Source organism: Bacillus sp. 22446, assembly GCF_052044955.1.
Taxonomy (GTDB): domain Bacteria; phylum Bacillota; class Bacilli; order Bacillales; family Bacillaceae; genus Bacillus; species Bacillus altitudinis.
The window spans coordinates 1-14,945 of sequence record NZ_JBQEOD010000001.1; the positions used below are offsets into that span (position 1 = coordinate 1).

Here is a 14,945-nt window from a genome sequence, read left to right on the forward strand (position 1 = left end):
GGTATCACAGGTTCAACCGGACCTACTGGGGCCACGGGTATCACGGGTGCTACTGGATCTACTGGTGCCACTGGCATCACGGGTGCAACTGGATCTACTGGTGCCACGGGAATCACAGGTTCAACTGGAGAAACTGGTGCCACGAGAATCACAGGTTCAACTGGAGCTACTGGTGCTACAGGAATTACAGGTTCAACCGGACCTACTGGGACCACTGGCAGCACGGGTGCAACTGGAGCTACTGGTGCCACTGGTATCACAGGTGCTACCGGACCTACTGGGGCCACTGGTGTGACGGGCAGCACTGGACCAACTGGTCCGACTGGCGCTACAGGTATCACGGGTGCTACCGGACCTACTGGAACAGGTGGTTTTACGGATACAGCACTATATGCTGCTAATAGTTCTGGTCCTACCATTGTTACTGTAGCCTCGGGAACGAATATTCCATTGCCGAACTTTCAAAACATTACCGGTTTTACAGCAAACGGCACAAGTACGGTTTTTACCGTTCTGCAAACAGGTAAATATTATATTACGTATCAAGTCAACACCACTACAGCACTTTTGATTAATACGCGTTTGCTGTTAAATGGAACAAATACTATTTCTGGTTCTGTTCAATCACCTACTATCTCTACTTCATTTATTAACAATACTGTCATTGTTAATTTAACAGCTGGTAATACTATTTCACTGCAGTTTTTTGGAGTGGTTGTCACAGCTATATTAGTTGGCGGTGGTGGTGCGGCCGGAGCAACCTTGACCATCATACGGCTCAGTTAAGCAAAAAAAGAAAAAAGAAAGGCTTTTCAGCCTTTCTTTTTTATGTCTTCTATAACTTTTATACAATGTTCGATATCATTAGATTGTAAGAGGTGAAAAATAGATTGGATGACGGTAAACTCTAAATTCCACCATTCTAACAACTGAAGTTTTTCAATGATATCAGAAGAAAACCGATATTTCATGAGACGCTGCGGGTTCCCTGCGACAATCGCATATGGAGGCACATCTTTTGTAATCAGACTATTTGCTCCAATGACTGCCCCGTTTCCTATCTGTACCCCTGACATGATTGTTGCTCCATATCCAATCCAAACATCGTGCCCTATACACACGTCCCCTTTTGATCGTGGATGTCCTTCAATGTGGGCAGCATCTGTGAAAATTTGATTAAAGGGATATGTGGTGACCCAATCTGTTCGGTGTTCACCACCAAGAAAAACTTTTACTTCGTTTGCGATGGAACAAAACTTTCCTACATTCAGCGTTGTTCCTTCTCCCCACGTCAAGACTTGAAAATCTGGTCCAGCATAAGTGAAGTCACCGATATCATACGAACTGAGCTCACTTCTTTGGTTTAAAAACATAGAAGATCAGACCCCCTACAAAGTAATCGATCTTCGTATATATATGCCAGATGATAGGCTCACATTATGATTGGACAAGTGCAACGATCTGCTTTTTCTTCCATACCAGTCGATAATAGCCGTATTGGAGCAATAAGTTTACAAAAAAGGCTGCAGGATATCCTATCCAGATTCCTTTGATCCCAAGCGATGTATGGTGTGATAGCACATAAGCCACTGGTACTTCAACAAGCCAAATGGAACAAATACTAAAGATGGTCGGCCATAGAACTGTGCCACTTGCTCTCATTGTGGCTGCAACGATTTGTGCTGTTCCGAAAATGAGATAGCTCCATAGGGTAATCACGACCAAACTATATGCAATATCAATCGTTGCAGGATCTGTTAAAAAGATAGATAAAATTTGTGGTGCGAAAATATAGACGAAAATAATAATCAATCCGCCTATTGCAAAGTTTAGCCCCAGCCCAATTTTAATGACATCCTTCAAACGATTCATGTTTCCTGCGCCAATGAATTGTGCGGCGAAGATAGAAACTGCAATACCAAGGCTCACTGCAGGCATCTGTACATAACTTACGACTTGATTGACAACGCCATAAGCTGCTGTCGCCTGTGATCCATAATCGTTGACAAAAGAAATGACAGCAATTTCTGATAAAGAAATGAGAATCATATTAATACTAGAAGGGATACTTAACTTTAATAGCGTTTTTAATAAATCCCCTTTCATCAATAAATGCTTTCTAACCGACGCATCAATGCGCAGCGGGTGCTTTGTTTTATAAAGATAGATATGAAGAATGATAAACGTAACGATTGTAGAAATCACAGAAGAATACGCAGCACCATATAAACCAAATGCCGGTAAACCAAGCCAGCCGAATAATAAAATTGGCAGCAATAAAATATTGGTTCCTGTACTAATCATTAAGAAATAAAATGGTGTTTTTGAATCTCCTGTTCCTCGTAAAAAAGTTGTATAGACAAAATAAAGAAATAAGATGGGCATGGAGATGAATAGGATTCTGGCATATGCCGCACTTTCCTCCACAATATTTGCAGGTGTCCCCATCAGATGTAAAATATCTGTGGCAAAAAAACCTCCAATGACAGCTAAAGAAAGTCCGATTAAAAAGGTGAACGAAAGCGTTGTACCGATAATTTCCTTTAACCTCTGCTCATTTTTTGCTCCGTATGCTTGTCCAATAAGGATCGAGCTCCCTGATCCAATCCCAATGGAAAAAGAAACAAGTAAAAAGAAAAGTGGAAAGAATGCCGAAATCGCAGCTACTGCATCCTCTCCAATCCATCTACCGACAAGCACAATGGAAACAAGCTGTCCAATTGATTGCAAAATATTGCTTAATAAAAGTGGAATTAGAAAGATCGACATGGTTTTTACTAAAGATTGATTATTATCTAACGTCATGATGGTTCTCCTTCTCTGTCTAAAGATCCTCAGCTAACATGCTGACAATGCGGTCTTCTATCTCTTTTCCTTTTTCGTCATCAACGAGATGATTCAATAAGATGGAAAAAGCAAGCGTTTTTCCACTCTGTGTTTCAATATATCCAGATAGTGTGCTGACCGTTGATAGCGTACCTGTTTTTGCACGCACTTTTTCTAGTGTAGCTGGTTCTTTCAATCTGTTTCTTAATGTACCTCCCACCATACGCTCACTTGCCCCAGCTAACGGAAGTGCATGGACATAGGTGTTAAACCATTTTTCCTTTTGAATGTTTGTCAAAAATAACGTGAATTGATTTGCAGAAACAAGGTTAATGGGTGATATGCCTGATCCGTCTCTCAACACAGTCATAGATGCATCTATGCCATAGGCAGGAAGACGTTCATTCAGCACGTCAAGCCCTTTGTCAAAACTCCCTTTGTTCTTTACCCGCTTCCCAAGTTCTTTTAACAGAATTTCTGCATGTGTATTGTTGCTTAATTTCATCATCGGAACAAGAAGATCGGATAAAGGCATTGATGTATGGGAAGCGATTTTTTTCGCTTTTTTAGGAACTTGTTTTGTTTTGAGTGGTCCTTTCAGCTGAATCCCCTCAGCCTTTAATGCTCGTTTCATTAAGTCTAAAGCATACGTTGTCGGTTCCCATAATGCGACCCATTGTTTAGACGAGGATGCTTTTAGCGGAATCGTCCCAGTCAGTGTAATTTTGTTTGTACCGTGAGAGCGTTTAAAAGATATTTTCTTCTTTCCACCTTCTGGCACAGTTTTCACTTGATTGACAACTTGAGCGACGTCAGTCTTCGGGATCATCTCATAGCTGGCCTTCTGCCCTGCTTTCTTTCCCGGCTTGACTTCGAGAATGATCGTTCCTGCATCATAATCCTCATTCGGTGAAGCAGTAAGAGCAGATATTTGAGCGCCGTAATATTGATCTTCATCACTCCACGGCAGATCGATGGAATACCTTGTGTCATCAAACCAAGTATCATCAGCTGCAAGCTGTCCACGAATCGTATGTATTCCGGCCTTTTTGACTTGTTTGGCTAATGCGGCAAAATCGCTTTCTAACAATGTCGGGTCTCCAGAGCCTCGGAGATAAAGATTGCCGTGCAATGTTTTTTTGTGAATTGAACCATCTATCCAAACGTCTGTTGGAAAAGTGTGTGTTTCACCCAGTAGATCGAGTGCGATAGCAGATGTGAGTAATTTCATATTAGAAGCAGGAGTCAGACGGATGTCCGCTTGATGTTCATAAAGAAGAGAAGTGTCAGAAGTATCGCGTACGCTGATGCCAGCAATTGCGCCCTCTAAATCAGGTGCTGTTCGAATGAATTCGTCTAAAGAAGTGATCCATTTTGATTGATCATCATGAGCTGTTAGTTGTTCATCTTTCACTGAAAAAGGGAGAAATAACATCGACAAAATACATAGTTGTAAAAACATGACCTGTGAGAAACGTTTCACGCAATCCCTCCTTTTTAGAAAAGCAGCCAAATTTAGCAGATTATGTTCATTATACACAAAAGAACGTTTGTTCTCAAAGGTTTTTTAAACAGAAAAGTCAGCTTTCTTTGACGAAAACTGACAAGCCTCTTTTACCTTTTTTCAGGATTCCAGCCATCGCTTCCGCTAAGCACGGATTGAACGGTGATTTGACTTGCTTCGTTTTTTGTTAATATCGTTGACCACTTCACTCGGTTTGCCACATGACTCCCTGCGCCCGTTGATCCATATTCTTGATATCTAGCCGTTCTTTCGTTGTCTTTGTTATCCCAGTTATGCCATCCCTCAGCTTTAATATGTTCATCCATTTTTGTTTGGAGGAACGTGACAGCCGAATGTGGTCTCCATGGACGGCCTAAGTACACAGATTGAGACGAAGCCGTTCCTTTATTTAATGTGGAATCAATAAAAACGTAGCCATACTTTTGCGCTTCTGTTGTGGATGCCGCTGTAATATACCCATTTCCAAGACTTTTTATTTCAGCTCTTTTAAATACAGCCGTTGCTGAACCAAAGATGAAGTCAACCGTGCCCTCGATATAACAATCTTCATAATATTGTCTCCCTGTGCCAGTGGCATAAAGTGTATCTTGATACCCGAGAACACGTACGTGTTTAAACACAGCCCGGTCCCCGGATACATAAAGGGCAACCGCCTGCCCTGCGTTTCGGCCAGCTGTATTTTGAAACGTGATATTTTCTGCATAAAAATGATTTGCCCGAATCATTGTACTAGAGCTATTGGTTGTGCTCCCGCTGCTTGCATTTGTATCATCATACGTCAGAATCGTCTGATACTGATTTTCTCCAATAAAGGACACATACGGCTTATTTTGCGGAAGGAGAATCTTTTCTTTATACACACCATTTTTAATATATATCGTCGTTTGCTGTTGATTGTTCACTGGTATCGCATCAATGGCAGATTGAACCGTTCGAAATGTCCCATTTCCTTTTTGATCGACAATAAGCACGCGGTTTGTTTGATGGTTGTGTCCAGCTGCTTGCGCATAAGCTGAGTCAAAAAGCAGTAAGGCCAATACCATCATCAGCAGTCGTTTTCCATACTTCATCACACATCTCCCCCTTATATTGTGAACGTTTTCATTGACGTATTCTTTTTGATCCTATTCAGTTATAAAACAAAAAAACACAAAAAAACATCCACTGTGTTAGGTTGTGGATGTTTTTTCATATTTCATCGCATAAATTCCTTCATTTTCAATCCATTCACAAAATAGGACGTCTTTATAGGAGGATATGTGCTGCTTTTTCAATTGCTCTCTCAGCCACGCTTCATCAAATCCAGCTTCCTTTAAATCTTTTTTTAAAATCTCTCCGTCGATAATAAACGTTCTAGGCAATGTGACTTCTTTTCCTTTCACGTTCACATCTTCGGCTGTAGCTGGTGCATATTTCATTTTCGGAAGCACACTCACAGACCCATCCGTTTCCAAAATGGCAAATTCAATTTCATTAAGAGCAAAATGCCCTTTCGCTCGAATCAGCGTCTGCAACTGATTTAAATCGAGCATATTTTTCTTTAATCGATTGTAGTGAATCTTTCCTTTATCAATCACAAGAGTGGGTCTTCCCTCTAAAAAAGCGCGAATGGATTTGAATTTTTGTGAAAGCCATTCAACTGTGTAGATTAAAACGCCCCAGACTGCAACTGCAAAAAGGATATGTAGCACGCTGACTTCTGGATCAAAAATGGCGTTACCGACCATCTCCCCTAAAATCAGTGCAGAAATAAAATCAAACGGCGTGATTTGTGCAAATTGTGTTTTCCCTAATAGCTTTGTAATGGAAAATAAAGCGAAAAATCCGATAAAGAGTTCAATCAAAATATTAAAAAATGGCACACATATACCTTCCTTTCTCACTGCATGTACTTACAAGCATGTACAGGAAAGGAAGGTTCTAAACCATTTATGAAGGCAGTAAAATAAAGACGTCGTCTCCCTCAACCAATGCTTCATATGTTTTCACGCATCCATGATCTGGTTCTTGAACATTTCCTGATGAAAGATTGATTTTCCAATCATGCATTGGACAGAAGACATGATCTCCGCTCACCATTCCTTCAGCTAGTACACCGCCTTTATGAGGACAGCGATTTTCAATGGCTTTGAACTGCTTGTTAGAGGTTTGAAAAACAGCTAATTCAAGTGGACCGGCTGCGACTGTTTTCCCTAGCTGCAACGGGAAATCTGATATTGTACCAATATGAACTTTTACAATTGAAACTGTCATCTGATCTCATCCCTTCAATTGATTTAGACGGAAGCAGTTGCCTTTTGAAATAATTGTCTTGTTTCTGTTTCGTTCTCTCGAATCTCTTGCCACGGTTCTTCATAAGTTGAAAGTGCGATGTCCATTCTTTCGATTAATGCTGCACGTTTCTTGTCATCTAGCAGTACCGTTTGGATATGATTCAATCCAAGCCGTTCAACCCAAGCGGATGTTCTCTCTAAATAATTTGCGGTTTCTCTGTAATATTGAAGGTAGGCTGCGGCCATTTGTTCTACTTCTTCTGCTGTACTTACTTTCATTAATAAGTCTCCAGCTCGTAAATGTGTCCCTCCATTCCCGCCAGCATACAATTCAAATCCCCCATCGATACCTACGATGCCAAGATCTTTAATCCCAGATTCAGCACAGTTTCTTGGACAGGCTGATACGGCCATTTTGACTTTGTGCGGTGTGGCAAGTCCTTCAAATTTCTTTTCAAGTGCGATCCCAAGAGAAATGGAATCTTGCGTTCCGAATCTGCAAAATTGTTCTCCAACACAAGTTTTGACGGTTCTTAATGATTTTCCGTAAGCATAACCAGACGGCATATCTAAATCAGCCCATACTTTTGGTAAATCTTCTTTTTTGACACCTAAAAGGTCGATTCGCTGCCCTCCAGTCATTTTCACAAGCGGTATCTCATATTTGTCAACGACATCCGCTATTTTTCTCAGGTCATTAGCATTTGTCACGCCCCCGTACATACGTGGAACGACCGAATAGGTACCATCGTTTTGGATGTTGGCATGCATTCGTTCATTCACAAATCGCGAGCTTTTTTCATCTTTGTAGTCAAGCGGATACATCATCCCTAAATAGTAATTCAGTGCAGGCCGGCACTTTGAACAGCCTTCTTCTGTTTCCCAGTCAAGTACATTCATCACTTCTTTGACATGCTGCAAACCTTTCTCTTTTATTTCATGAATCACTTCATCTCTTGATAAGGTGGTGCAGGCGCAGATGGTTTCTTTTTGCGCAGTGCGGTTTGCATCATCGCCTAAAGTGTGCCATAAAATCTCTTCCACAACAGATTGACAGCCTCCGCATGACCGAGAAGCACTTGTACATTGCTTGACCTCTTGTATAGTCGTTAGGCCTTCTTTTTGAATAGCTGCCACTATTTGACCTTTTGAGACACCATTACAGCCACAAACGATATGGTCGTTTGCCATTTGTTCAATCGTGTTTTCTTGCGCCAGCTCATTTGATGTTAAGACAGATACTTTTTCCATATCTGACATATCAACACCTTCTCTAATGTACGAGAATAAACGTGGTCCATCGCTTGTTTCTCCAAACATGACGGCGCCGACTAATCGGTTTTGCTGGAAGACTAGTTTTTGATAAATGCCTTGCTGTTCGTCAAAAATCTTAATCGCTTGTTTCTCATCGTTTTCTATAAAATCTCCAGCTGAAAATACATCAACCCCTGATACTTTCAGCTGTGTCGATAGAACAGATCCTTCATAAGGCGTCGGGGCCATATCACAAACATGCTTCGCAAGCACGTTTGCTTGATCGTATAATGGCGCAACAAGACCGTACGTTTGTCCTCTATGTTCAACACATTCTCCGACTGCGTAAATCCGCGGGACACTTGTTTCCATGAAATCATTGACGATAATTCCCCGGTTCACTTCAATGCCGCTCGTTTCGGCAAGCTTGTGATTCGGTTTAATTCCTGCTGCCATGACCACCATATCTGTCTCTAATGTAGAACCATCTGAAAATGTTAGCCCTTCTACTCTTGTATCTCCTAAAATTTCATTTGTCTGTTTTCCTAATAAAAAGCTCATGCCTTGTTTTTCTAATGCTGTTTGCAGAAGTTGACCTGCCACCGGATCGAGCTGCCGGTCCATTAGATGAGAGCCAAGATGAATGACGGTCACTTCCATACCTAAGTTTAATAGACCACGTGCTGCTTCAAGTCCAAGGAGCCCGCCTCCAATAACGGCTGCTTTTTTGTACATCGTAGATGCTTTGACCATTTCCTCTGTGTCTTGTAATGTACGAAAAGCTGTTACCCCTTTTTTATCGCTCCCTGGAATGGGCGGGATGAACGGGAGGGACCCTGTCGCTAAAATTAAACGGTCATAATGCACGGTCCGTCCTTGATCACTCATAACGGTTTGATTGTCTGGATCGATCTTCACAATGGTCTCATTTGTAAACAGCTGAATATGATGTTCCTTGTACCAATTCCAATCGTTTAACGTAATATCCTCTGTCTTTGTATCCCCTTGGAGAACTTTCGATAAAAGAATCCGATTATAGTTAGGATACGGCTCAGTTCCAAATACAGTCATGTCGAATCGTTCATTGTCTGTTTTTAAAATGTTTTCGAGCGTTCGGATACCAGCCATACCATTCCCTACTAATACGAGTTTTTCTTTCATGAAAAACACCCCTCATGTGATCGTTTTTTAGAAAGTACCATAATCTAAACAAAGATGGAAAATACATGTTAAAATTTCTCACATAGTTTTCAATTCTTGTAGGCTGACAGCTGTACAGGACAATATTTAAAACCTGGCATTTTACTGTGTGGATCTAACTGTTTACCAATTAATAGGTTAATTGATTGATGTTTATTCCAGTGAAATGGAACAAACACAGTATCTTTTCGGGTGGTATCTGTTATGTGGCACCTCATGATGACACTACCTCGTTTTGACTGGATGGTGACGAGTTCCCCGTGCTGAATCCCGTAGGCTTCGGCTGTATCAGGATGAAGCTCTACATAAGCTTCAAACTGCCGGGCAACAAGAGAGGTGCTTTTTCTTGTTTGAACGCCCGTTTGGTAATGAGCCATCACCCTGCCGGTCGTTAAATAGAGTGGATATTCTGGACTGACTGGTTCTTTTGCACCCTGTTGTCCATGTGCAACGACTGCAAATTTTGCTAATTTATCAGGATGTGAGAATTGATGCTCAAATAGTCTTTCTGTTCCTCGGTCTTCCAAATGAGAGCAGGGCCATAATATGCCTTGCGTCTTCCTTAACCTGTCATAGGTCATACCGGAATAATCGGCTTTGGCTCCTTTCGTTGCTGTTCTCAATTCCTCAAAGATGTCTTCTGCAGATGAAAAAGAAAAAGAGCCGCCTTTGCCTAATACTGCTGCTATATCACAAATGATTTGCCAATCGTGCTTTCTTTGGTGTTTGAGTGGATAGGTTGCTTCTCTCAGCGTAACGCGTCCTTCTATGTTCGTCATGGTCCCTTCGTCCTCTAAATATGACGAAGCTGGTAAAATAACATCTGCAAGTGCAGCCGTCTCAGAGATAAATAAATCAATTGCGACAAAAAAGGACAGCTGCTCGATGGCTTTTTTGATAAAACTTGCATGCGGACCTGATTGAACGGGATTAGAACACATTAAAAAGAGCGCTTTTATCTCTCCTTTCTGCATTTTTTCAAACATTTCAAAAGCAGATACACCTTTTCCAGGCAGTTCTTTTTCATCGATATTCCATATTTCGGCCATTTCTTTTCTATGTACTGGGTTTGTGATATCACGGTAACCAGGAAGCTGATCTGCTTTTTGTCCATGTTCTCTTGCACCCTGTCCATTTCCTTGCCCAGTAATGGCACCATATCCACACCCAATCCGGCCAATTTTCCCAGTAACAAGCAGAATATTCAGGAAATTACGAACGGATGCTGTCCCGTCTATTTGCTGCTCAATGCCTCTTGCAGTCAGAATCATTCCTGTTTTTTCGCGTGCGAATTTTCTCGCTATTTTTTGAATGACTTTCATCGATACACCGGTTTGCTGCGTAATGTCAGGCAGGGACATGTGTGAAATATGCTGTTTCATTTCTTGAAAACCTGATGTTCGTTTTTTAATAAATTCTTCGTCTAGTAACTGTTCATGAAGCATGACGTGTAAGATTCCATTTGCGAGTGCAGCATCTGACCCAGGCCTTAAGCTGACATGTAAGTCAGCTAGTTTGGCTGTTGCTGTTTTTCGCGGATCGATCACGATGAGAAATGCCCCGTTCTTTTTAGCTTCTTCCAAGTACGGCATGAGGGTCGGCTGACATTCCGCTATATTGGTTCCAACCAATAGTAAAACCCGGGCATGCTTGATGTCACGAAGCGGAAATGTTAGACCCCGATCAAGTCCAAATGTTTGGTTAGCTGCTGTTGCTGCTGAAGACATACACAGTCTTCCATTGTAATCAATGTATTTCGTTTTAAGGGCGACCCTTGCAAATTTTCCGAGTAAATAAGCTTCTTCATTTGTAATCGATGCACTACCATAAACACTGATAGCATCGTTCCCATGTTCCGTCTGAAGGGTTTGAGTGCGTGCTTTGATTTCGTCAAGTGCCTCCTGCCAAGTCACTTTGACAAATTGACCGTTTCTTTTGATGAGGGGGTGATTCAATCGTTCCTTGTGCAGTGCGTGCTGGTGAGCATGCTGCCCTTTCATACAGATCCTGCCGAACGTGGTTGGATTATGAATACCTATCGTCTGGTAGCGTGTTCGCCCTTCTGCGTGCTGCTCGACTAATTGCATTTTGCACTGCATACTGCAAAACGGACATTGAGATGGGAACACCCTTTTTCGCTCTTGCTGCTCTGATGTTTGCTGCACATATTGTAAAAAAGATTGATTCATACATTCACACCCTTTTGTCTACTTTGCTCAAATTGCTCGCAGAGCTCTTCTCTCATTTCCTCATCGAGCAATTTTTCTCGGATGGAAATGCTGCCGTTTTTTTGGATCCAGTCTCCAATAGATTCTTGAAAATATGCACGTTTTCTATAGTCTTCAAGCAGTGCTTTTAAAAAAGGAATCAGCTCATCCGTTCGGCTCACAGAATAAAAAAGCTGACCTGCCTTAGGTTGACGTATGCTGCCTCCTATATAAATGTCCCATTCATCCAGCTGCTTCTTGATGCAGATGTCATAGATGGGGCTGAAATGACATACGCAGGAAGGACCAGCGATATGAATCGATGTGACTGCAGGTAAAAGCGTGTTTTCTAGTTGTCTTTCGATCTCCATGACAAGTGTTGTGACAGATGGATCGTGACGACAATCACATGAAAGAACATGAGAAAGTCTCTTGCTTTCTTGTGGCATGATGTGTCCATGTTCTTTTACAATATGGGCGGCCTCTTGTGAAATACCGATCAGCCGAATTCGTTTATTCTCCGTTAGTTCTACGTGCTGAATTTGCTTTTGCTCTAACAATCCGGTTATCATCTGTAAAAATGTCAGATCAAGACGGCCACCATATAACTGAGGCATTAGTATGTGCTCATGATCTGATGGGCTGTCTTTTACGAAAAGATCTTGAAACTGCTCAAGATAGTATGGAATGCCTGCTCGGCACTTGTCACAGCCGTTATCTGTCATCCAATTAAATTGTCTTCTTACTTGCTCTTCATTCAGCGGATGCTGATTTTTTATATACGAAAAAATGGTCTGTTTCTCTACATTTGTGCACGAGCAAAACGTGTCCAGTGCTTCCGTTAGCTGATTTGATGAGACATGGCAGCAGGCACGAACAAGCTCTTGACAGCCTCCGCAGCCCGTTGCGGCCCCTGTCTGTTTTTTTATCTCTTCTAAATTTGTCAGGTGATGGACCGATATGCTTTTGAATATCGCTCCCTTCGTCACCGTGTGGCATTGGCAGATGAGATCCTCTGCTTTTAATGAATCTAAAGGGGATATCTGCTCTTCATTCAGCGATTTCATGACTACGCTTTTATCACGCCCCACTTTTACATCCTGCAAAAGCTGTTCAGCTCTCTCAAGTTGACCAACTAATACAACGCCTGTGAGCACATCATGTTCAAACACTAGTTTTTTATATACTTCTTGTTCTTCATCTAAGTAAGTCACCACTGAAGCGGAGGGGGATCGGTTTACAATACTGCCAGCAGAATAAATAGATATGTCATTTGCTTTCAATTTTGTTGAATAAATGGCAGGAGGTAAATTCGTGACCAGTTCATCTAATAAATGATTCGCAAGCACGTTTGCTTGTTCATAAATAGGCTGCACAAGACCGTGCACCATCCCCTTATGCTCTGCACATTCTCCAATAGCATAAATATTCTCAACGTTTGTCTGCATGACATCATTTACAACAATGGCTTTTCTTGTATGAATGCCGTGCTGTTTTGCAAGCTCTATATTCGGACGGACCCCTGTTGTGAAAACCGAGAGATCAGCATCCACGATGTCTCCACTTTTTAACAGAACGCCTTCTACTCTCTCGTTTCCTAAACATGCAATCGTATGAGCATTTGTTTTTACCTGAATCCCCTTGCGACTTAATTGTTGAGACAAAAGCCCTGCAGCTGTTTCATCTAATTGGCGTTGCATAAGCCAATCCGTGTGATGAATCAAGGTTGTCTTCAGTCCAGCGATCTGTAAACCAGCGGCCACTTCCACACCAAGTACACCACCTCCAATGACTGCTGCACGCTCATAGCGTAAAGAATCAGCGTAAATGGCCTCATAATCGTCAATCGTACGAAAAGCATAGACCCCTTTTTTGGATACGCCTTGTATAGGCAGAAAATGAGGCGATGAGCCTGTGGCGATAACCAGTTTGTCATACGGGATATTCCGGCGTGCTTCTGTCATGAGCAATTGACGCTTTGTATCGATGTGGACAACTGCTTCGCCTGTTTGGATGGTGATGTCATGTTTGGTGTACCATTCTTTTGGCTTTAGTTCAATTTGAGACAACGATTCACTTTTTTGTAAAACTGACGAAAGTTTTATTCGGTTGTAGGCCGGGTGCTTCTCTTTTCCAATGATCGTGATGGAATAGCGTTCTGGCTGTTTCTTTACGATATGTTCGATACATTTCATACTCGCCATGCCGTTTCCGATAAACACGAGTTTACGTTTTGCCATGTGAGATCAACCTTTCTAGCTTTTTGCGCCAAAGCAATGTTTGCCATAGATTATGGCACACATTTGTAAAAAAGTGTTTATCCATGTCATTTTTTCTAACACAACACTTCCATTCCTTCTATCAACTCGCTATCTTTAAGTCAGAAAATTCAAAATAAAGGAGGGGTTTTGTGAAACTCTCAGAATTGACTTCTAGTGGTCATCCTAAGACATTGTTTGGTTCATTTTTATATTTTGACGTGAGTTTCATGATTTGGGTTTTGCTGGGGGCACTCGGTGCTTTTATTGCACAAGATTTTGCCTTATCGACAATAGAAAAAGGCATGATTGTAGCCATTCCGATTTTATCCGGATCTTTTTTTCGAATTGTGCTAGGCCTATTAACAGACCGAATGGGACCTAAAAAAACAGCGATGATGGGCATGATTTTGACCACCATTCCGCTTATATGGGGGTTTTTCGGTGGTACAACCCTTTCAGAGCTAGTACTGATCGGGATTTTATTAGGGGTTGCAGGTGCGAGTTTTGCGGTCGCTTTACCGATGGCAAGCCGCTGGTACCCTCCTCATTTACAAGGGGTAGCGATGGGAATTGCCGGCGCCGGAAACAGCGGAACACTGATCTCGACACTCTTTGGACCAAGGCTCGCGGAGATGTATGGCTGGCATACAGTGATGGGGCTCGCTCTTATTCCTTTAAGTTTCGTCTTTTTGTTTTTTATTTTCACAGCAAAAGATGCACCAAACCAGCCGGCCCCTCAGCCGCTTCGGTCCTATTTTTCAGTCTTTAAAGTAAAGACAACGTGGTTTTTCTGTCTTCTTTATGCAATTACATTCGGTGGTTTTGTCGGACTTTCAAGTTTCTTGAGTATTTTCTTTGTGGACCAATATGCTATTTCAAAAATTCATGCCGGTGATTTTGTGACGCTTTGTGTGGCGGCAGGCAGCTTCTTTCGGCCAGTTGGCGGTTTGATTGCCGATAAAATTGGCGGGATGAAAGTACTGCTCGGTTTATTTGCTTTGATTGGTATCTGTTTAGGGGCAGTGAGTAGTCTACCTGCTTTACCAGTGGTCATTGCGCTTTTATTTGTCGGAATGATGTGTCTTGGTATGGGGAATGGGGCGGTGTTCCAGCTTGTGCCGCAAGTGTTTCATAAGGAAATTGGGATTGTGACTGGAATTGTAGGGGCTGCAGGAGGCATTGGGGGATTCTTTTTACCAAACGTTCTTGGCAGTTTAAAAGAAATGACGGGCTCCTATACGTTTGGCTTTTTGATCATTTCTCTTTTTGTTCTTGCTGTCTTCCTCTGTTTGGTTGTCTCCCAGTTCAAACGTAAAAAAGTCATTATCCAGCCAACCATATCTGAATCATAAAAAGCCATGACCACTCTTTGGTCATGGCTTTTCTCTATATATGGTAA

At 41.9% G+C, this 14,945-nt stretch carries 11 protein-coding genes; 2 read left to right on the top strand and 9 right to left on the bottom strand.

Features of this window, described 5'->3' with window-relative positions; genetic code table 11:
• The coding region (locus ACTJJD_RS00005) for a BclA C-terminal domain-containing protein (RefSeq protein ID WP_440608003.1) at positions 1-786 on the top strand (786 nt) is incomplete at its 5' end.
• 26 nt (positions 787-812) lie between these two features.
• Here the strand turns inward: ACTJJD_RS00005 and ACTJJD_RS00010 are convergent.
• The 9 genes from ACTJJD_RS00010 to nirB (ACTJJD_RS00050) all read right to left on the bottom strand — a co-directional run bounded on the left by ACTJJD_RS00010 (position 813) and on the right by nirB (ACTJJD_RS00050) (position 13,525).
• Complete coding sequence (locus ACTJJD_RS00010; protein ID WP_072368391.1) at positions 813-1,373, bottom strand: CatB-related O-acetyltransferase; 561 nt, start codon at positions 1,371-1,373, stop codon at positions 813-815.
• 64 nt (positions 1,374-1,437) lie between these two features.
• A complete protein-coding gene (locus ACTJJD_RS00015; RefSeq protein WP_035703202.1) occupies positions 1,438-2,805 on the bottom strand; it encodes an MATE family efflux transporter in 1,368 nt (455 codons plus the stop codon).
• A gap of 19 nt (positions 2,806-2,824) precedes the next feature.
• Positions 2,825-4,309 carry a D-alanyl-D-alanine carboxypeptidase/D-alanyl-D-alanine endopeptidase gene (gene dacB / locus ACTJJD_RS00020; RefSeq protein WP_008346599.1) on the bottom strand — a complete coding sequence of 495 codons (1,485 nt, stop codon included), beginning with the start codon at positions 4,307-4,309 and terminating at the stop codon, positions 2,825-2,827.
• Positions 4,310-4,440: 131 nt separating this feature from the next.
• Positions 4,441-5,421 carry a pectinesterase family protein gene (locus ACTJJD_RS00025; protein WP_056704304.1) on the bottom strand — a complete coding sequence of 327 codons (981 nt, stop codon included), beginning with the start codon at positions 5,419-5,421 and terminating at the stop codon, positions 4,441-4,443.
• A 99-nt stretch (positions 5,422-5,520) separates the two neighbouring features.
• Positions 5,521-6,213: a DUF421 domain-containing protein gene (locus ACTJJD_RS00030; protein WP_008346595.1), complete on the bottom strand. Its 693-nt coding sequence runs from the start codon at positions 6,211-6,213 to the stop codon at positions 5,521-5,523.
• A gap of 67 nt (positions 6,214-6,280) precedes the next feature.
• Positions 6,281-6,604, bottom strand: coding sequence for a nitrite reductase small subunit NirD (nirD, locus tag ACTJJD_RS00035; protein ID WP_008346593.1), 324 nt, complete (start codon positions 6,602-6,604; stop codon positions 6,281-6,283).
• A gap of 23 nt (positions 6,605-6,627) precedes the next feature.
• Complete coding sequence (gene nirB / locus ACTJJD_RS00040) at positions 6,628-9,039, bottom strand: nitrite reductase large subunit NirB (protein WP_108611633.1); 2,412 nt, start codon at positions 9,037-9,039, stop codon at positions 6,628-6,630.
• 89 nt (positions 9,040-9,128) lie between these two features.
• Positions 9,129-11,267, bottom strand: coding sequence for an assimilatory nitrate reductase catalytic subunit NasC (nasC, locus tag ACTJJD_RS00045; RefSeq protein ID WP_017367410.1), 2,139 nt, complete (start codon positions 11,265-11,267; stop codon positions 9,129-9,131).
• Positions 11,264-13,525 (bottom strand): nitrite reductase large subunit NirB, encoded by a 2,262-nt coding sequence (nirB, locus tag ACTJJD_RS00050; RefSeq protein WP_440608004.1) that lies wholly within the window; start codon positions 13,523-13,525, stop codon positions 11,264-11,266. The genes nasC and nirB (ACTJJD_RS00050) overlap by 4 nt, the downstream gene beginning before the upstream one ends.
• Positions 13,526-13,695: 170 nt before the next feature.
• Between nirB (ACTJJD_RS00050) and ACTJJD_RS00055 the strand changes: the two genes are divergently transcribed.
• Complete coding sequence (locus ACTJJD_RS00055) at positions 13,696-14,898, top strand: nitrate/nitrite transporter (RefSeq protein ID WP_440608005.1); 1,203 nt, start codon at positions 13,696-13,698, stop codon at positions 14,896-14,898.
• Positions 14,899-14,945: the final 47 nt, after the last annotated feature.

What these genes read in the sequence shown, in the direction of transcription:
- ACTJJD_RS00010 (WP_072368391.1), bottom strand. Translation starts at nt 1,373, where the DNA reads ATGTTTTTAAACCAAAGAAGTGAGCTCAGTTCGTATGATATCGGTGAC.
- nirB (WP_440608004.1), bottom strand. Translation starts at nt 13,525, where the DNA reads ATGGCAAAACGTAAACTCGTGTTTATCGGAAACGGCATGGCGAGTATG.
- nasC (WP_017367410.1), bottom strand. Translation starts at nt 11,267, where the DNA reads ATGAATCAATCTTTTTTACAATATGTGCAGCAAACATCAGAGCAGCAA.
- nirD (WP_008346593.1), bottom strand. Translation starts at nt 6,604, where the DNA reads ATGACAGTTTCAATTGTAAAAGTTCATATTGGTACAATATCAGATTTC.
- nirB (WP_108611633.1), bottom strand. Translation starts at nt 9,039, where the DNA reads ATGAAAGAAAAACTCGTATTAGTAGGGAATGGTATGGCTGGTATCCGA.
- ACTJJD_RS00015 (WP_035703202.1), bottom strand. Translation starts at nt 2,805, where the DNA reads ATGACGTTAGATAATAATCAATCTTTAGTAAAAACCATGTCGATCTTT.
- ACTJJD_RS00025 (WP_056704304.1), bottom strand. Translation starts at nt 5,421, where the DNA reads ATGAAGTATGGAAAACGACTGCTGATGATGGTATTGGCCTTACTGCTT.